General features: G+C 56.9%; 12 protein-coding genes and 1 pseudogene. 2 read left to right on the forward strand and 11 right to left on the reverse strand.

All coding sequences use genetic code 11. The features are described 5' to 3' along the window. Window positions 1–1,306: 1,306 nt before the first annotated feature. The 4 genes and pseudogenes from ACNQQL_RS34740 to ACNQQL_RS34755 form a co-directional block, all read right to left on the reverse strand. A complete protein-coding gene (locus tag ACNQQL_RS34740) occupies window positions 1,307–1,819 on the reverse strand; it encodes a hypothetical protein (RefSeq protein ID WP_347069061.1) in 513 nt (170 codons plus the stop codon). A 558-nt stretch (window positions 1,820–2,377) separates the two neighbouring features. Further along, window positions 2,378–2,812 (reverse strand): annotated as a pseudogene (locus ACNQQL_RS34745) (TniQ family protein); the annotation flags it as partial. A gap of 11 nt (window positions 2,813–2,823) precedes the next feature. Next, entirely contained in the window at window positions 2,824–4,263 is a 1,440-nt protein-coding gene (locus tag ACNQQL_RS34750; RefSeq protein WP_347069063.1) for a TnsD family Tn7-like transposition protein, read from the reverse strand. Further along, the gene (locus ACNQQL_RS34755; RefSeq protein WP_347069066.1) at window positions 4,260–5,663 is read right to left on the reverse strand and encodes a hypothetical protein; all 1,404 of its coding nucleotides are present in this window, start codon (window positions 5,661–5,663) and stop codon (window positions 4,260–4,262) included. Before ACNQQL_RS34755 ends, ACNQQL_RS34750 begins: the two co-directional genes overlap by 4 nt. Before the next feature lie 1,713 nt (window positions 5,664–7,376). Between ACNQQL_RS34755 and ACNQQL_RS34760 the strand changes: the two genes are divergently transcribed. Continuing rightward, a complete protein-coding gene (locus ACNQQL_RS34760) occupies window positions 7,377–7,889 on the forward strand; it encodes a DUF6471 domain-containing protein (protein ID WP_347069080.1) in 513 nt (170 codons plus the stop codon). 652 nt (window positions 7,890–8,541) lie between these two features. Here the strand turns inward: ACNQQL_RS34760 and ACNQQL_RS34765 are convergent. From ACNQQL_RS34765 to ACNQQL_RS34775, 3 genes are read right to left on the reverse strand one after another with little or no spacing between them, the layout of a single operon-like run. Beyond that, the gene (locus ACNQQL_RS34765; protein ID WP_347069068.1) at window positions 8,542–10,338 is read right to left on the reverse strand and encodes an ADP-ribosylglycohydrolase family protein; all 1,797 of its coding nucleotides are present in this window, start codon (window positions 10,336–10,338) and stop codon (window positions 8,542–8,544) included. Next, a complete protein-coding gene (locus ACNQQL_RS34770) occupies window positions 10,335–11,027 on the reverse strand; it encodes a DarT ssDNA thymidine ADP-ribosyltransferase family protein (RefSeq protein ID WP_416392817.1) in 693 nt (230 codons plus the stop codon). Before ACNQQL_RS34770 ends, ACNQQL_RS34765 begins: the two co-directional genes overlap by 4 nt. Then, entirely contained in the window at window positions 11,024–12,424 is a 1,401-nt protein-coding gene (locus ACNQQL_RS34775; RefSeq protein WP_347069070.1) for a 3'-5' exonuclease, read from the reverse strand. The genes ACNQQL_RS34770 and ACNQQL_RS34775 overlap by 4 nt, the downstream gene beginning before the upstream one ends. Window positions 12,425–13,046: 622 nt before the next feature. Between ACNQQL_RS34775 and ACNQQL_RS34780 the strand changes: the two genes are divergently transcribed. Next, window positions 13,047–13,349, forward strand: coding sequence for an H-NS family nucleoid-associated regulatory protein (locus ACNQQL_RS34780; protein WP_175800766.1), 303 nt, complete (start codon window positions 13,047–13,049; stop codon window positions 13,347–13,349). Between the two features lie 68 nt (window positions 13,350–13,417). On the opposite strand, the gene ACNQQL_RS34785 is transcribed toward ACNQQL_RS34780, so the two are convergent. The 4 genes from ACNQQL_RS34785 to ACNQQL_RS34800 all read right to left on the reverse strand — a co-directional run. Beyond that, window positions 13,418–14,410 carry a PoNe immunity protein domain-containing protein gene (locus ACNQQL_RS34785; protein WP_347069072.1) on the reverse strand — a complete coding sequence of 331 codons (993 nt, stop codon included), beginning with the start codon at window positions 14,408–14,410 and terminating at the stop codon, window positions 13,418–13,420. Beyond that, complete coding sequence (locus ACNQQL_RS34790) at window positions 14,407–15,939, reverse strand: hypothetical protein (RefSeq protein WP_347069074.1); 1,533 nt, start codon at window positions 15,937–15,939, stop codon at window positions 14,407–14,409. The genes ACNQQL_RS34785 and ACNQQL_RS34790 overlap by 4 nt, the downstream gene beginning before the upstream one ends. Next, entirely contained in the window at window positions 15,936–18,758 is a 2,823-nt protein-coding gene (locus tag ACNQQL_RS34795) for a type VI secretion system tip protein VgrG (RefSeq protein WP_347069076.1), read from the reverse strand. Before ACNQQL_RS34795 ends, ACNQQL_RS34790 begins: the two co-directional genes overlap by 4 nt. Before the next feature lie 217 nt (window positions 18,759–18,975). Then, a partial coding sequence (locus ACNQQL_RS34800) for a hypothetical protein (protein ID WP_347069078.1) occupies window positions 18,976–19,249 on the reverse strand: 274 nt, incomplete at its 5' end.

The following is a 19,249-nucleotide window of genomic DNA, read 5'->3' on the forward strand; positions in this document are numbered from 1 at the left end:
TACCAGACGCACCGCGCGCTCCCGCACTTCCGGGGAAAATTTGCTTGCCTTCTTGTTCATGACTCGATTCTCTCAAGAATACGAGCCTCCACAAAATCCGGTGCGGTTCAGACAGGCCATATTCGCTGGTGGTAGTTGTCGAGAATTCGGCCGGCGAGTGGCGTGTCAGTGACAAGCCGCGGTTCCGGAGGTACTACTGGGGTCTTCATTTGAGTCACCTTGTATGCGAATTGCACCGAACGCCATCAAGCTGACGCTCAGATTCCGAGGCTACTTATTGAAGCAAGAATATTGGTAAGTTGTCGTTCAACCGCTTCGTGTGGTCAAGCGTAAGAAATCCATATGCGACAGCGGCTGAGAACAAGCGATATGCATCGTCTAAGCGAATTCCCAGCCCTCTCGCGACGCGTTCGAGCACTACATTCATGCTCCCTCGCATGCTTCGCTTCTTCAGGTGCTCAGAGAAACGATGAGCGCGCTCATACAGGAGCTGTACGTTTGCTCTCCGAATGCACACCCAGAGGAAGGCGTAGTTTTCGAGTTCCAATCGGGGCACCGTGTCGGAGCGCATGAGCTCCCAAGTCCATCCTCTCCGGGCCATTGCAGCCCGTTCCCTAAGTTCACGCCTCTGGTCCGAGTCAGTATGGCGATGTCTGGCGTGCTTTATGGATATTGCGTGGTGGTGCAGTTCAAAGTGAGGTGGGAGCACGTAGGTCACCACGATGTCGATAGTCATCAAACGTGAACGATTCATCGTTCGACCATTCGCGACAGCACGCCAGTAGTCGGCTGGGTCGTAGATACCATACTGTTCTCGGAGGTCTACGACGTACGGATTGAATGCAAGCGCCAGTTGAATTCCGAACTCTCCCATGGACAGCGCTTCGTACTGACGGGCGAATTTGAAATTGGGCGTGATGGCCCTCGTTGCGAGCGAAGGAGTACGCGCTTCTAGCAGAGGGGAGTACTTCCTACCAGTCGGCCAACCGTACTCATCGAATGGTGGCAGCTCGATGCCCGGTGGGGTGGCGAATGGTCGAGGCAATTCGAGAATCCGGAAATCGGTGCTAGCTACCAACTCTGCTTGTTCCGGGTCGACAGACTTATGCTCGTCCCTCGAAAAAGGGACGGCGCAGGTCGGCCATACATCGGTGATGTAAGGTTGTCGTTTTCGGGCGGACGGTGACCGCACGCCTGCGGCACGTGTGACTCGTGGAGATATTTCAGACTGCCTGTCGCAGTCACCGAGATACTGCCCCGGCAAGTCGCTGGCGCTGCCTTTTCGAGGATATGGCATCGCGTCCTCCTACACTTTTACTACAGCAAGAAACTGGATGAGCGAAGAGCCCTGAGCGGAAGGCGCTCTTCGCTGTCGTTGCCTAACAGCGAGTCGTCCAGGCACGGGAGTTCCAGACAAACGCTTACGGCACGCGGAACGAGTCTCGACGCATGTCGCGAGCGCGGCCGATGTCAACGGCAACTTGTCTTTCATCGTTACCAGGTACTTTTCAAATTGATGCCCGCGCGTCAAGACCGGCCTGGATATCACGTGCGGGTATTGCTCAGCCACGAGGCGTTTGGCGCGTTCGAGTACGTGCCTAGACATATCCTTATCGATGAGTTCGCGCTCCACATCGTCGCTTGCAACGAATGGAACCGAGACTCCTGCTTCGGAGAGCGAGCTCTGATTGATGAATTTCTCTGCGTTGCTCGGTAACATCTGCATCAGGCGGGCGTGCGACAACGCCGGATGCTCAACGCGTAGCACTGCGTATTTCGTGGAATAGATTTCGTGCCATTTTGCATGGTTCTTGCGCATCCAATTGGCTCGATACTGCATTTCGTTCGGCCGTTTCCTGCGGGTGAGTCCTGGCTCAGTGGCAGGACGGCGGGTAGGTTTGCAGTTCGCTTCGACCCACCTCTCGACATTGCTCCAACTGCCGTGCAGCGCGGACAGGAATGTGATGCTTTGCAGGGGGTGGCGATAAACGGAGCTTCCCCTGAGGCATTTGAGGGATGGAATGCCGTCGACGCATACCCGCATTCGGTCCAACAGGGGCCGTAGAGGATGAGTGGTGAAGAAGTCTAGAATGCGCGCCGGCTTTGGGTATCCTTCGACGGTAAGCCCGAGATGTTCGGCTTGGTGGGCCGCAGCTCGTGCAACGGCTTCTCGATTGATGTCGTGACGATACGAGGGATTCAACAGGAGTGCCGAGACCCGATGAAGTTCGATTTCTTGCTCCTGCTTCGTACTCGACAGGCCTGAGGAGGCAATGGGTCGCAATCCGCAGCCACAATGCATGCCCGGCCAGGAACTTCGACGCGGATGTATGCTGAAATTGATGCATGCGTGGCATGCCGACTCAAGAGGACGCTGGTGCCGCGAGCAGTAGCTTACCCCCGGCATAAGATGCGACCGGTTCCAAAACGGCATACCACAAGGAGCTATGTCCTCCATCGCACAGTCGGGGCAAACCGCGGGTATCGGTTTAGCCCACCCGGAATTCCACCCACCCATACCAATCAGGCACTGTATGCCGAACACGGCTCGTTCTCTACTATGGCGACGTACTGTCTTTACCTCGGCTGACGTAAGAAATCGCATTTGCGACGGCAGTAGCGTGTTGTACGGTTCGAGCTCTTCGAATCCCCCTATCAAATCGCGGAAGGGTTCTATGTGTCGGTCCAGCCCGCTCGGCGCGTACCACGCGCGAGTGATGACGTTGTGATAAGTGCGCCCTCCGATTCTCGCGAAATAGAATGGGAGAAGCTCCTCTCTGGCAATTGAAGTCATGAATGTTGGCAGATGCATGTTCTATAACATCACTTGTCTTTGTAGATGTCGTGTTGCCGCCGGTAGCGGTCCACGGTCGTTGGGCGCAGATTCGCTCGACGAGCGAGAACCGTGTCCGTAGGAGGTTTCCCGCCGGACGCTAGCTGGCATTCGGCTCTCGCAATTCGCTTTTGAACGAATGCGTTCCGGCTACCTGGGACGTGAGCAGTGGGGCCGACACCGCCGAGCTGCGATGACAAGCGGTTGAAGGCGTATTCGCTCATGCCGTATGCAATTCGCATCTGATAGGAAGACGGCAGCGGTGCGCGACCTTCGGCCGAGCAGCGAGGTTCCGTTACGTTGGATGTAATAGCGGCCGACATCGATGACGGGACGGGCTGTTTCTTGCAGTGACCGCGTGGTACGCGGCGGGCCGGCTGGTGCGCGTCGAGCCAAGCTCGGTCATTGCGATACAACCACGTCCACACGGCCGGAAGCTGCTTGCGCATTTGAGTGCGCGAGAGGCCGGCCATACGCGACATAGCCGAAATCCATAAGCGGCGTTGTGCTAAACGAATTTTGTCCGGAATCTGGCGAGCTGGGCGCGCGCATTGCTCGGGGGAGGCATTTCGAACAGGTAGGGCTTCAGCATCTGTCGCAAACATATACAACAGGGCGACAACAACTGGATGAGCGGGACGCTCCCTGTTCAGCGACCGTATCGCGGTCTCAACATAATTGCCGTCTTGGACGATATGCACGAGACGAAGGTCTTCGAATCCGCCACTAAAAAACTGCCGAAATTCGCGGCGCAGGTCGTCCAGGCGCCATCGTCCCGAATCTGACAAGAACCGCTTCTCTTTCATCAGGCTGGTGATGACTGACCACGCCGACTGATGTGAGCAGTCCTTGGCCAGAGAGAGGGCGACGCGTGAGTAACGCAGGGCGTTTTGGTGGGCGGGGAATGTGCCCGTGCGGATGAACAGCGCTTCGTATGTACTACTTTCGCCCGTGCTCCGAAGCAATGCTTCGTGTTTAAAGCATCGGGTGACGTAGTCGATGCAATGCGCGCAGCGATTTGCACTGCGGCCATACCTGACTTGGTCAGCCTCAGCACATTCGGGACATACAAGGGATGTGCGGTTGCAGCACTGTGTGTGAACGTCAAGCTTCGGACAACGCGTACGTGATTTGCCGTCGGTCAGCGCGTGCTCGAGAATACGCACAAAGTCCGGCGACATTCCAATTGACTCCCACGAAAAGAGGCTGTGCGCGGACAGGACATGCCGTGGAATACCATATGTCTCTTCCGTGATTGCACAAAAGAGAGACGCTCTGCAGGGCAGCGAATTCGCCAATGGCGCTGCGCGGCGGTGGCCGCTGGCATTGACCTTCTTTGCTTCACGCAAATTCGTAGTGCGGGCGACCATCGCCAGAATGGAAGATGCTGTTTCTCCTTCGACGGCGGGAAAGAAGGTGTGGTAGGTCATGCGACGCCTCCTTCTTGTGACGCAGAGTGCTTCGGGGTCTTGTTTCTTTTCTCGATACTCGACTGAATCGCCTTTTCGGGACGGGGGACCTTGAGCGACGGATAGATGGTTGACGCAAACAGGTCGTCGCGCTCGTCCAATCCGGGGATGGACTCCACGAGGATTGGCAACGGTAGCCAGTCGCCGTTCGCCATGACTTGGGCTCGTGAAAACGCTCCTCCGCGTTCCGCGCGAAGGATTGCTCGAAGCCGGGGTCTCTCGAGAACAAGTGCGTGGCGTGCGTGTGCCGCAAACTCGTCTTCAGTCAGAGATACATTGCGAGCTGTTTGCCACGTGCTAGCAATGTGTGCGCATACCTTTATGGCGAGCTCGATGCGGCCGAGCGTCTGTGACCAGAGCGCGGTCGGGAACCATTGAGGGGGAAGTGCTGCGGCGGCTTTAAGGTATTTCAACCACGCCATTAGAGCGACGTTAGCCCAGTCCTTTGACACGAGCGTAAGCGGTTCGATGCTGTACACACCGCGACTCGTAAGGGCGCTTAGTGCGCCGCTGTGCTCGATAAGATTTGCGGCCGCACCAGGCGTTACGACAATCAGTATTGGAAGACCGGTTTCGACCGCGAGGTCAGCCAGCATGCTCCAAAGGGCGGCGGCACGCCGCGGGTCCGAATCGCGAGCGGACACCGGGCCAATGATGACCGTCCCGATGTTTACTGCTAAAAGAAGCGCTTGAGTTGCGGTGCCAGCTTCTTCGTCGCCGCGACTCACGGAGCCGAAGCCTGACTTGAAGATGCCGTCGATTTTCCGCGCGAGCGTCCGATAGAAGCTTCGTGGACTACCGCTTGGCGGAAAATTGAGGACAATCGAGCCCAGGCGAACGAACCTTATCGTTCCGACGCCGCTTGGCGACACAACGTCGATGTTTCGGTTCTCAAATCCGAGTACACGTTGGCAAGCGTGGATGAGGGCTCGCTGACCCACTCCGTTCGGTACAACCGCCAGATGAACCTTTGGCTGCACGCCAGGCAGCGAGACTGCGATAGGTGGCACCGAGTGTCCATGCTCGTCGCGTCGATAACAAAGAAACTGGTGCGCGGTGAGTATTTTGGCGCGAAAGGCTTCGTCGGAAAGGTCTCGCTCCCTCGCACTCTCTCGTGCCGAACGAATCAGGTCGAGTATCAGCCGACCGTGGGCAACGCCTGGTATCAGAGTATGGTCGTCCACTGATAGGTCGCTCGCCGCGTCCATTCGCGGAACCAATTCAATAGCCAAGCGTGCTTCGCGCGCACTGGAAAAGGACGGAATCAAAGGCAGCACGGGATTTTCGTGCTGAGAATCACGAAATGCTGGTGGTTCTTGAGAGTCGACAGCAACGCCGGCATCGTGCGTATTCACACGCATGTCGCACCTCCGAATAGAGCGTGCTCGCGCTGCGCAGCGGTGGATGAACGCTGCTCTGCGATGGGCCGGGCAAGCTCCGCATGTGCGTGGCGACCAGGCAGAAACGCAGGACTCGTGGACCGGGATGGCAGCCGCGCAGGACAGGCTCCACCAATGTGGGCGTTGGCCACAGCGGCGGGGCGTGAACACCGCTTTTGCCTTGGGAACGGCGCGTTCCTGGGTAAGTGACTGAATCTAATCATCTTTTCTCAGATTTTGTGCCCGAGCGGGCACAACCCATCCCCCTATTCAGGGATAGGCGATTGACTAATTCGCCAACCTCTGAGACAATCCGCGCGTATTGGGTTGCGCTTGCTGTCTCGTTAGAGGCGTGCGACGACGAATGGGGCGGTGCCAGCCGTCCCATTTTTCGTTTACCGGTCTTCTTCAGTCGATACTATCCGTCGACTGCTCGGTGCGCTTACGTTGCTTACATCCTCTCTCCAAAAGTTCTCGGGTCCACCGCAGACTCAGGCGCGCTTCGCTCGGCGCAGTGCGAACCGCTCGATTGCGACGAACTGCTGTGACTCCGCATCCGGTTCTAGACATCACTGCTCTCTAAAACTCGGAAGGCCTGATATCTAAAACGCTCGCTTTAAGGTTGAGCATTTTTGGCCAGAATCGTTTTAGAAATATCGGCCCATCCCATCTGGCTCTGCTCCAATTTATTCGACGACGGGCAGACTAAATGCAAAATTCGACGATTGCAAGTGGCTTCGAAATGACTCGGTAGTAGAGGGCCGCTTACGCGTTTGAAAAATCCTTTTGTTAACAAGGTATACGTCGACTTCGGTCGCTCCGAAGGGCGCCAGAATTTTTTTCATCTGCCCCACCGATATCGTTCTCGATGAGTCCCTCGGTCTCGAAGGCATCCAAGTGAGTGGTGTCCCCCGCGCCAACACGAAGTTCATCCGGAGTGAGCCCGTCTAAAACGATTGATTCTCAATAAAAAATCAGTGGAATCAACCACTTGACGTTGTGCGTCGACCTGGGCTGAGTGAGGGGGCGCAATTCGTTTTGATAGTCGAAGTCTGTCTCTTCGTAGCGGTAAGCCTTGTCCCACAAGGGAGGTAACAACCTCGTGGTGGCGCTTTAGATGTGAGCGGTTTCTTGGTATTTTAGGTCGCTTTGAATTATCCTTGGCCGTTTTAGACGGTGCGCGTAGTCGATATGGCGGGCGGGAGTTGATGTAGTCCAACGGCCTATATGCAATCGACCAAAATTGATGACGTTACCGGTCATGGAGCGCCGCCATAGCAGATGAATCTCTAGTTTCGGAGGCGTTGAATTTCCAATGGACATAGCTGAGGGTCACGCCGATAAATCATCAATGCAATACGATAAATCTTGTCGACGTAGTTAAAGCTGGTACGCGCGTCGATGCCTGCAGCGGTAAAGTGCTGGAAGACATTGCAGCCGCGTCTGAAGCGCGCTGCGAATCGATGCGACACCAAGAATCTGAGCCCGCTCACTGCATCCCCCTTCGGTCGAGGTCTGCGTCCTAAGCTGATGACTAGCCGGGGCGCTGTGCACCCCGTAGAATCATTGGAGCTTGCCAGCTGCGAGTCATTTTGCAGCTCGAGGCCCTGACGAGGTGTGAAGCACACGCATATAAAACGCGACTTTTATCGCGATTTAATCCTAGTCCATGCCACGCGGAATTCAAGGAGTTTTGTGCTGCAAGATACGCCATGGACACGCCTAGCGGCCCGCGTAATACGAGTCGCTCTCGCGCGCAAAGACCTCAGTTACGCGCAGCTAACGAGCGCCCTCGCTGCTTCTGGCTCCCGCGAGACGGAGCGTTCATTTGTCTCAAAAATCTATCGCGGAACGCCGAGGCTGGCCTTGCTCCTTCAAATCATCGACATCTCGTCCGCCCGGCCGCCGGAACTCTGGTCCGATGCGATGAAAGTGGACGGCGACTGGGAAGAGCGAGCGGCAGCAGTGCTTTCCTGCGAACTGTCTCGGCAGCCGTGGGTAACGCCTGACGAACTGGTGCGTCGCCTGCAAATGCTTGGTGCCGATATCTCTGAGAAATCGCTCAAGACACATCTCACCGAAGGTACTGCTTCGCTGGCTCTTACGCTGCAATGTCTCGCCGCGCTTGGCAGCAGCAGCTTGGAGCGATATATCGACGTGGACGACCTCGCGGAAGCCGCGCGACTGGCGGTCAGCTCACAGAAGTAGTGGGATTCTCCGCTGCTTCCGACTTTGAAATTGGTCGTATCTCGCCTATGCTGAAATCGCGATTTTTATCGTGGTACATTGGGGCCGCTGAGCCGCATGCCGCGCCCTGAGGTTCGGAAGCAATTGTCGTGCAACGTTCGGCTTTGCCGCCCTTCCAGGCTTCGGCGCTGATGTTGCGGAGAGGACTGGGAGTGCTTCCTGACCGGCAGCCGGTAGCCAAGTTTCTCAAAGCTTCTCATGGGAAGTGAGAAAACGTCGTGGCGCTCTGGCCCCAGATGTACTGTACTTCTTGCAAAATGTGCAGTACCACGGAACCGTTGTCACACAAGGGGCAGCGGGAATGCCCGTTTGCACATACAGTATGTTTCTTTGTACAGTTTCCGCACACCCCTATACGACTCGGATACAACCCCTCGGCTGGAAAGGAACGGCGATGAAGGAAGCAACTCGTCACACCTTGGGCTGTGTCCTCGCAATGTGCCGTCGCGGAGACAGCGGACGTTGAAGACTTCGATGGCATCCCGTTACGTGAGCGCGTCTTTTCGACGGACTTCAACGGCTCGACCCGACCATGCTGCCGGAAACGAGAGCGCCAACGTTCAAACACCTCGAGGAAGGACCTCGAGCACCCGAAGTTGGCGCAGCGACTTCCTCAATTCGTTGAATGAGCCCTCGGACGCTCGAACACTTCGACGACATACCCGGCTGGGTCTCGACATTCGAAGGAGCGGGAGTTTCCTCGCACGACGATTTCCGAGGACTCAACTCCCGCTTCGGTCAATCTTGCGGAACATGAGCTTACGTCGGAGACGTTGATGAAAAGCTTGACGCCTCCGCAAGATAGTGGAGCGCTCGCGTCTTCTCGCAAAGCAAGAGTTGAGGAAAAACGGACAACTTTCTGCGATGCACCGGTGACTTTCAGTCCCAGCAAATTTTCGTAGAACACGCGAGATTTTCTGAGGTCTCTAACAAGGAGAGACATGCCAACTGCAGGTTCGAAATCGCCGTCAGAGTGAGGGGCACTTTCCGCCGTCTGCGTGACACTTACCTGGCGCTCTGCCTTCTGTGCAACGCCTTGCGGACTGCCTACCTTCTTGGTCGTCGCAGCGCTTGGGATAAACAGCGTTAATCCGGCGTCCGTGGTTACTACGCGCGTTTCGAAAACACGCTCCCCAAGTTGCTCGTGGCGACGCTCAACGGACGTCACTTGCAATCCAATAGGCAGTGGAACACCCGGAGACGCTTCTTTGTCTCCGAGCCGGACTTTAAGTTCAGCGAGGTCCCGTTTGGTTATCTGGTTGCAAGTCGCCGCGCTCTTGCGCATGAAAACCAAATGTTTCGCAGTCTGCCGTATGTAATCGGCGTCTTGGAGTTTGTCCTCGTAGTCCTGCAGCCAAGACATGCCGTTTATCACACCAAGAAGACTGGCAGTCATTGACGCGAGAGTGTCTGTATCTGCCCCCTCAGAGGCGGCTGCACAACGCATGCCTTCCAACGGAGAAGCGGCATATCGAGACGCGTAATACAGTGCTGCAACCGCGGTGGTCGTACCTGCGCCATTGGTCTTCGGACTTAAGCCTCCAAGTGCCTTCATGACTACCATGTCGTCCGAAAGCACACCAGCCTCTAGACCATCCATGGCATGACGACAAAGGCTCACAATCTCGCCCACCGTAAGATGCCAGAGCTCATCGAAGTCTTGTACGTGCTTTCGCGTAGCCGGAAGCCACGACAGCCATTGATGCGAGATGTCAGGTAGTGTTCCCCAGACGCTTGCCTCCTCGACGCATCGGCGAAGCAAAGACCCATAGTCGAGCGTGTCGACTCTCTTGAAGGCATTCCACAGTATGTACCCAAAGGCGAGCGCGCCTACGAGCGCACGTGGGTGACCATGCGTCGTCACTCCATCGGCAAGGATGTCTTTCGCCAGCGCAGAGAAGTTGTCGTCTCTCCCATGAGATACGCAATGCGGCAATACACGCATCGCGGCGCCATTGCCGCCAGCTTCAAAGTATCGCTTGGTCACGTCTTTGGCCTTGGAGTCCCAAGGAGCGATTCCCGCCAGCCATGAGCTGGCTGCGCGCTTCGTTGCCCCACCACCACCGCGCTCGTAGCACGTCCAAAAGGGCAACTCGACGCGAGCAAAATGTTCCCACCACCGTTGCTCAGTCGCGCGCGAGCGTGAAATGGCTAGGATGAGCTGGGTGTCGTCGCTATAGGCGCCCGCGTCTATTCGCTCCCAACGAGGCGAAAATCTGCTGCCGCTGCGCTTCTTCCAGTCAACGAACTGGCCGTCCCATTTCCGAACGTCGAGTTTGCCAGCTGCTCTGCCCTCGAACGGCCAGCCGAGCGCATCCCCGACGGCAGCACCGACAAACGCTGCAACGGCGCGTTCGGGGCTGGTCGTGGTTTTCTGCTCTTCGGGACGGTTCAGGATGCTTTCGCTCATACTACGGTCTCAGCCGGACGGCGCCCCGTCCAAATGTGTTGTCTCAGCGCCATTTTATCGAACAAGACCGGGGCAACGACAGTTGGCACCGTCGGTGCTGACAGACCCAGTGTGTCCCAGCGCGCTTTCTCGGTTTGGGCCTGCTTCTCCGTCAGCATGGCCATTCCTTGGATGGCATCTATCGGGATGGGCCCCGGTACGAGAACCTCAGCTTGCATGTCTGTCGGTGAGCAGGGCAAGTGTGAGGCCTGACGCCCGAAAGACCGTCCTCCGGCTCCTTGGACTCGCGGGGCGAACATGGATTCGTATCCCGGCCACCCACCTGCTATTAGCGCGCCGTTTTCGGCAGCTGCATTCCGCGGACAAAAGAGCGTGCCTGGTGACCACAACACCACGGGGTCAATGAACAGTATCACCCAGTCAAGGAAAATCAGCTCCTTCCTTGTCACGATATCAAGGTAATATCTATTGGGGTACTCGACCGAACAGCATATCTTGTCTAGATGCCCATCCAGACGGTATTCGTCAGTCGGGTTGACCTCGTCGCGGGATTCCATGTTTAGCGTCTGACGGTCCTTCAGATATCCTGAGGCTAGGACGTGGATGAGATTCCTTGATGGTGTAAAGTGACACAGGCGAGTAATGCCCCGCTTGGCGCAATCATCTAAGATGTCTGAGTTCACGGTCATCGTGAACTCCGGTTGTAAAGCGAATCATCCGCGGGCAGCAATTCCGTGACGTTCCCGGTGTAGGTGAGCACTAGGGCAGTCTTTGCACGTGTGATGCCGACATAGAGGAGCCTGCCGTCTTCGGCGAGTACCTCGTCCACTTCGTCCGCCTCGATGTCTTTCAAGTTCGGTATCTCGGAGTCGGATAGGAAGGGGAGGATTACTAGGTCGAATTCAAGGCCCTTGGCCGAATGGTAGGTGCCAAAATAGGCCCCGTGCCCGGCCATCCAGTTCGCAGCCTCTTCCTTCAGTTGCACCGCCTCGTCCGGCAAATACGGGCTGATTTCGCGAATTTTCTCGTGAGTGCGCAGTAAAATCGCCACGCTTTGAGTCCGGTACTGTTTCTCCACTAACTTGCCGACCAGTTCACGCTCCTTTTCCGGGACGACGAAGTGAACGAGCGCCGGCTTTGGCCCGTCAGCGGCAGATACAATCGGAGCAATCATGTCCTGGCCACCCAGAAAATACGGCATCTCGGACACGGCGACTGCCAGATTGGCGATGTTTCGCGTGTTTCGGTAATTTTGCTCGAAACGCCATACCTGTCGCGTTTGAAAGCCCGCCTCACGCCAGCTCATTCCACGGCCGTGACCGTAGATTCGCTGCGCCACATCCCCGAAGAATGTAATGGACCCGTCCGCTGAGATAGCCTTCGTCAAGGACCGAATCATCTCGAGTGAGAGGTCCTGTCCTTCATCGATAATGACATGCTTGTACATCCTCGGACGCTCGTCCCTGTCGAGCGAAGCCGACACCGCCGCCGCTATGTCATCCAAGTCGTAGAGCTTCCCACACCCCGCTCGTAGTTCACGATAGCGTTCGAGAATTTCCCACATGATGGGACGCAACACGCGATTCATCTGTGCCGAAGCTCGACCTGTACGAGTTACTTCGTTATAACGGTCGACCGATTCGATGTTGCGTCCGTTTAACCACTGTATCTCGTCGAGGAAGAATTTCAATGGCCGATGGAAGAAGGCGTGGTCTTCGTAGCGTTCTTTGACGTCTTTAAGCGCCTGTTCGATGAGTTGTTCACGCTGCCTCGATACTGCGATACACCTGTCGGGTAGTTCACCACGCGACTTGAGATAGCCCCTCGCAAAGCGGTGGTAGTTCCGAACGTCAACATCATCAGGAATCTCGCGCCCGAAGCTATTGATGTAGTTCATCAACGCCTTGTTGTACGTGACAATCAAAGTCCGGCCCGCGTCCGGAAGCAGATTGTTCGTCAGATACCTTGCGCGCGCTACAGCCATCGTAGTTTTACCGCTGCCAGCGGTACCGAGCACGACATGTTGCCCGGTTGCCGGCAGACACACCACTTCCAGCTGCTTTCCAATTGGTTTTGGTAATGCCATATAGATGCAACCGCCGCTTTCAGCGTTCTCCGTTTTCGTTTCAGTTGCTTACGCGATGTCTCTCGCCACTCTTAGCTTGTGCTGAGCATCAGGCACGACTCGGGGTTACTCTCCACGCCTTTCACTTTCACCATATCTCAGATGGCAGGTCTATCGTGACATTGCCTCAGGCACGATGGTCGGCAACGCGTGTCACACGTTCTGCTCTATAGCTGTTTTAGATAAACTAAAATGCTGCAGCAACCGAAAGCACGGCTGGAGGCATAAAGTAAATCAAAAAGTCATGCGCGAAATGCTCGTCACGATGGGACCTAGCACCTGATGATACCGCAATGTGCGGCATATTTGTCAGTGTCTGTATGCACATGACCTGCGTTCGAAGGGCACGCGGACATATATGTCTTTCGGGTGTCAGATTATCATTTCTCCAAAGAAGACACGAAAATTTACACCGTGCGCCCCGAGTAAGATAAAGGGGATAGGGTTGTTGCTAGCTGCTACAGGCGGGATGTGCCGGTCCAGTGCGTGATATGCCGCATCGGCCTCGGGGTATACTGTCTTCGAGCGACTACTGAATTGCTCAGATGTACAAATCACTCTTAAAAGACAGGAGAATTAAGGAATGGCAGAAAACTATAAGGCCCTGAAGGCACAACTCGATGCGCTCCAGGAGCGCACTGAAGCAGCACGCATCGCGGAACTTGAAGCTGTCATCGCGCAAGTTCGCGAGCTCGTCACCGAGTACGGCATCACCGAAGACCAAATTTATGGTCGGAAGCGCGCCAAGACGACCGCGAAGTCAGCAGCGGTTACTGAGCCGAAGTATCAGAATCCGAAGACTGGCGAGACGTGGTCAGGTCGCGGTCGCGCACCGCTCTGGATTCGCGACGCAAAGAACCGCGACCGTTTCCTCATCGCGAAGTAAGGCGACAAGTTGGACAAGACCGCACGCATCACAATGTAAGCGTGCGGCTTCGAGAACTCGTCCATGCATCAGGCCTTGCGTTCAAACTCCCAGAGCGCAGGCTGAGAACGGTATGCGCCAGTTTTGTCTGGGGCGAAAATCTCTGGCATGCGCTCGCCCTGTTGCACCAGCACTCCGGGCACGTGGTGGCCCTGTGCCTTCCAGATGCCGGTTTCCGGGCAGACTTGACCCGTTCGCACAGCTTGCGGGCCGGTAGCCACTAGCGTGGATTTCGGAAGTTCTTCAAAGGTTCTGGCGAAGTCCACCAAATCCTTCGGATAGACAATATGTACCCGAAGCGGTGCATCGTCCAGCCCGCGAAGGTAAGCTATCGCCGCTGCCTCAATTGCCCAATACCCGAAATACCCGCCGCCACGTTCAGACAGGTCAAGATGCGTGTCATGCCATCCAGCCTTCTCCATGCAGGCATACCAGTTTTCGAGGTACGTATTGAGATAGGCAATGCTTTCGTCATCACCGTCGACGTAGATACTGTTGATGCAATCGCGGTACGACTCGTGATACCACTGGTCGACATCTACTCGTCCCTCCATGCCGTAGGCAAGGAGGTCCTCAAGCAGGGTGTCCTGTCCGCGATAATACCCATCTTCAAGGGCCGCGATGCGCGGCAGCAGGTCACCCCGATGCAATAGATGGCAAAGACCGATGAGTTGAATCCCTCGTTCATAGTCGGGTAACTCGGTAAGCAGCAGTGCCGGCCATTGCGGGTCATTGCGGGCGACCCGCTGACGCGCCGCATACTCTTCGTAGGCAGTCACCACATCTTCCATCTCTTCCCGCATTGATGCGATGGGCTCTCCCGCCGTGTATCGAAGCATCATCAGCTCAAAACGGGCGGTAGCGCGCAACCAGGCAGCCGTTGCGCGTTTTACCGCCTCGGTACCATTCGCAGGCAGCGTGTGCGTCCACTTCTCGATGGACTGGGCCTGGAAGGCCGACAGCCAGTCGAAATACTGCTCGCTGATGAAGCGTTGGCGTTTTCGCGTCGAAAAATCATTCATTCTGTGACCTGTCTTGCCTTAGCTAAGCGCGCTTCCTTTCGTTTTACCGCTTCCTCGACTTCCGCTTCACGGTAGTGGTGCGTGAGCGGGACATCGTGGTCGCCATGGTCATGTTCTTTGCCGGCCAACAACGCCGCCTCGTGCGCGGCTGCACAAGGAAGATAAAACGGAACATACACGATATGCCGAGAATAGCCGTGCTCTAAGATTTCCATCTGCAAACGACTTCCAACCGCGTCCTTCAGATTTTGAGTAATCCAATCCGTGCTCATCTGAACAATCTTAGGTGTTGCTCGCTTTGCTGGGGGCCCCGAAGGAGCGGCCGGTGGAGTCGTTGGCGCGGCTCCGCCTGACTTGGCGGGGGCACGACTTCCCTTGACCTTTCCGCCGGAAACTGGAGTCGGCGATATCGCGCCGGGTGTCTCTACGGGCGGCTCAAGCAACTCATCCCCATGTGGTCGCACTTCATCAACTATTCGCTCTGCCGTACCGAGCTTCGGAGTCATGTTGCGTTTGCCATTCGGCGCTTTGGTAGGCTGGTCTACCTTCGAGGACTTGGCTTCGACGATGGCAAATCGCTTTCCTTCATTGTTCAATGGTGTTGCCCGCCACGCACCGTCAATTCCTTGTCCTTTGGCTTTCGGCGCAAACAGCTTGGCCAGCTTGCCGTGGTCGTTAAGCTTGCCGAGGACATCGACTCCTGGCTCACGCGCCCAGCGCCCCAGGTATCCCTGGTCGTGGGCTTCCCAGCCGCTACCCCATTTCAGCTTCTCGTAGCAGTAGTAGTCGGTAATGTGCTCACCAAGCAGACCCGTGAGGCTGTTGGTGATTTCCGTCACCGCCAGTTTGGCATTCACGACGCCCGTGGACGGCGCGGAGGTTGACCGGTTATGACCCTGTTCCGCCTCAACACCAACCTTCCCCGGCTTCTCGGTCTCTTTGCGTAGCGCAACGGAACCTTCCGCCGATGAGTTGGGTTGCTTCTTTCTCCAGTGCATGAGCTTGCGCTCGACGAACTGGGTCAACCAGAACGGCAGATTGACCTCGACGAATGCGAGCGCCTGACTGAAGGTCGCCTGTCCCGCCGGCGGCATCTCGCGGTACACCCAGGATTTCTCGATATGTTCGCGCGACTCGGTCAGCAGCTTCTTCAGCCCCGACGCATCAAACAGCTTGTCGACCAGCTCTTCGGGGCTGGTCGGGCAATGCGCGCGCTGGAGTACGAGCCGCAGAATATCGAACAGCAGCGGGCCGTAGATTTCAGACTTATGGTTGACGAGTCGGAAGGTACGTTTGACTCCTGCACCGACCACCGGCACCCAGCCGACGACGGCAAAGACCAGGTCAATACCCGTTTCGACCCGAGCCATCTCGTCGGCACTGCTGCGCGCGTTCCAAACGTTCAGGACGCTTTCCGATGTGTCATAGATATTCTGCGCGACGTAGAACAGCGGAAATGCATTGGCCGCCATCGAAAGCCCAATTTGCTCGACAGCGTCTTCAATGGCTTGTTGGTCGGTGGTATTCATTTGAGGTCAGGGCGGCCGGAGAATTGGTTGAACAGGCTCGCGAGGTTTTCCTGGGTAATGCCTTGGTGGCCACCCGCATGCAACTCCTTCAGGATGTCGTCCTGCTCAAGTGCCGTCGCTGCCGGCAAGGGCTGCTGCACGAACGGGCGCACGTCTTCGCCGAAGAACGCCTGAGCAGTCCCTTCTGGGACGTCATGCAGCAACGCGTGGCCGTTCGCGTCGAGCTTGCCGGTTAGGGTGGTGCCGTTGTCGAAGACGACCTTGTACGGTGCACCAGGCACAGGCTTTAGTTTGCCGTCCGTGAGGTTCAGCTCAAGCTTGTTGTGCAGGTCGCCCTTGGGCAGGGCCGGCAAGTCGTAGGGCGCGCTCGTGGGACCGGCGAGCGCATGCTGTGCCCCCTTGATGTCAATCTTGCCTGGGGCGTGAATCTCGATATTGCCGCCGTGGATTCGGATGTACGCGCCACCAGATGTCAGCAGGACACCCTGGCTTGCCGCGACTTCAACCTTGTCTGTCGCCGACAGCACCTTGACCGTTTTCTGCGCGGTCACCTCGATGTTGTCCGACTGCGCCTGGATTTCCACCTTGCCCTTCGCAGCGAAGAGCTTCATCCCGGCGTTCTGGACGAACAGGCTGATGCGTTCGGCGACACTCGCGAGCAGCGATTTTCCGGCCGCGATGTGAGTGCTTTGACCGCTGACCACGTTCACGTGTTCGTCCGCGCCCAAGTGCACCGACTGCTGCGTCGACAAAGCAATGCCCGCGGGGCTTGCGGCCAGAAGAATAGGTTTTTTGAACGCGTTGGCTGAGCCCGTGCCGCCTCCCGCTGTGCGACCGCCGTTCCCCTGGTTTTGCCCCTGAGCGTTGTCAGTCGTGGCGTCCGTGAAAGCCTTGAGCGCATCTTGGCCCGCTTTCAGGCTTTCGGCCTGGTGCTGGATGCCGACATCGGAAAGCGACTCGACCAGGTTGTGCGCGCCGGCGAGTTGCTGCTGGGCGTGTTGGACCTCGAGCTGCTGGGGTGCCGTCCCCAAGCCAGAATGCGTCGTGAGGAAAAGCCCGCGGTTGGCGCGAATCGCGCCGTAGGCATCCGTGCGAAGGTCGAAGCCGCTTCCGAGGTAATTGCCGCGCGTGTTGCCATTCTGCGCGATGAGGTACCCCAGGTGAAGCATGGAGCTGCTCTGCGACGAGAAGAGCTGCAATCGATTCTGGCCCGTCGCATCGTCCATCACCAGTTGGTTGTATCCGCCGCCGCCATACTCCTTCGAGCTGAACCCAGACAGAATGCCATTCGAGTGCCAGCGAGGCTGCGTCGCCCCGTTGTAGACGCGACCTGTCGCAATGGGGCGGTCGCAATCCCCACCGACCCAATCGATGGTGACTTCTTCACCGACTCGCGGCACATGCACGCTGCCGTAACCGCGGCCCGTGTCGGAATAGGCGACCCGGACCCAACATGTTGCTCCAAGACCCTCGCGTCGGTCCCAATGCATGCGCACAAGGATGCGGTTCAGTGAATCGGTGTAGACCTCCTCATTTCCTGGGCCAACGACGGTCGCTGTCTGCAGGTGCATGACGGGCTTCCGGTGCTCGAACGGGCTGCGAAACGGCACCTTCTGACGCTGCGCTTCGACCTCGACGAGGAAGAAGCCCTCGCTGCCCATGGCGTCCTTGACCGTGAATGCCGACGCTGACTCATGGTGAGCATCGCGAACCTCGGCAAGACGGGCGTCCAGACTATGCGGGTAGGGGCGACTTTCGCCCACTGGCAGATTGTTGCGGACGTACCAGTTTGTTTCGACAACAACGAACTTGCGGTCGTCGGCACTATCCCGGTCGTGCCCTGGATGGTCCAACAAGCTGAACCAGTGCCCCACATCAATGCTCGGTGCGCTAGCTACGCCGTAGAAGCGCTTGGCGCGCGATTCCCAGTCCTCTAGCCTGAGCTTCGTAAGCTGGTCGCCGCGGTCATCGTCCAAGTATGTGTACGGTCCGGTGTACTCGTAGACCTCAGCCTGCTGCGGCAGGTCGCCCTGGTTCGCGACGGTAGGGAATGACTTTACCTTGCGCGCGTCGGGATTCTTATAGTCGAACGTACTCGTCGAATACGACGTGCTCTGCAAGCTCCGCGTGCCCGACCAGTGCACGAGCGCGTCGGGCTGGCGCGTGACGCCGGCCCGATAGAACCGGACATGTTCTGGCTCAAGTGGCTTGAGTGAATACAGGTCGTCTGTTATGACAAGGGTGTGCGACTTGCCGTCATCAGCGTGCTCGAAATAGTAGAACCAGCCTTCCGACTCCATCAGCCGGTGCACGAAGTTCCAGTCGTCTTCGTACTGGACACAGAATGAGCGCGCGGGCGAGGGCTTCTGCACATCGATGCGATAGGCACCTACCGCCTGCGGATGTCCCTGAAAGACTGTTTCGAGGATGGTCTCGACGGTCTGGTCCTGGAAGATGCGAGCGTCCTTGCGGAACTTCAGGAAATAGAGCCACGACGAGAAAGTCAGCTGCAAACTCACCAGTCGCCCGTCGGCGCCCAAGCGTTTTGCCGTATGCACGTAGCCGTGCCTCGGCCGGTAGGTCTTGTCGACCTGCTGAGTCCAAAGTGTGACAGGCTGCGCAATGAGCGACTTCAACTCGATTGAATCCTGCAGCGAAACAACATCGACGACAATCTCAAAATTGCCACCCAGGCGAGCAGTACCCGCCACGATATGTGGCAGCAGTACATTCCGTCCGGCCGGGGTATCCAATTTCACAATCCGGTCGGACTGGAGTACTTCGGCATTCATCAACGCGATAAGGTCCTGCGCTCCCATTTGATTTTCCTTGTGCCGGCCTCTCTCACGGCCGAGCAAAATCATACGGGGGAAACCCTATGTAGACAATAAGCGGGCGGGACTTATGGCCGACGTACGCCGACATGCCCTCAGTGCTCTTCCATTAGACTCGGGAGGGGCATAATTCCCGCATATTTCATGGATTTACTTCAAAATAATGGATAATCGGCGTGCGGTCTCTTGATGACGTGCCTCCTCAATCAAGAAGGCTGAGCCACCGACACTGTCTAAAAAGGCAATACCTCGCGGTGAGACTATCGCCCGACTGCGTGGCGACGGGTTCGCAGCGGTCATCGCAAACGCCATGTACGAAGCGGCCACCATCCTGGCTCAACGTATCATCGAGCAGCTGTCTAAGCCCTAGCAGGCTGTTGAAATTGGGAACGGTGTAAACGGGCTCGAAGGGCGGTGCGTTAGAGATATCGTGTTCATGATCTTGAGCAGATGAGCCGATGCGTGGAATGGACGAG

The organism is Burkholderia sp. LFS061 (genome assembly GCF_047978125.1).
Taxonomy (GTDB): domain Bacteria; phylum Pseudomonadota; class Gammaproteobacteria; order Burkholderiales; family Burkholderiaceae; genus Burkholderia; species Burkholderia pyrrocinia_C.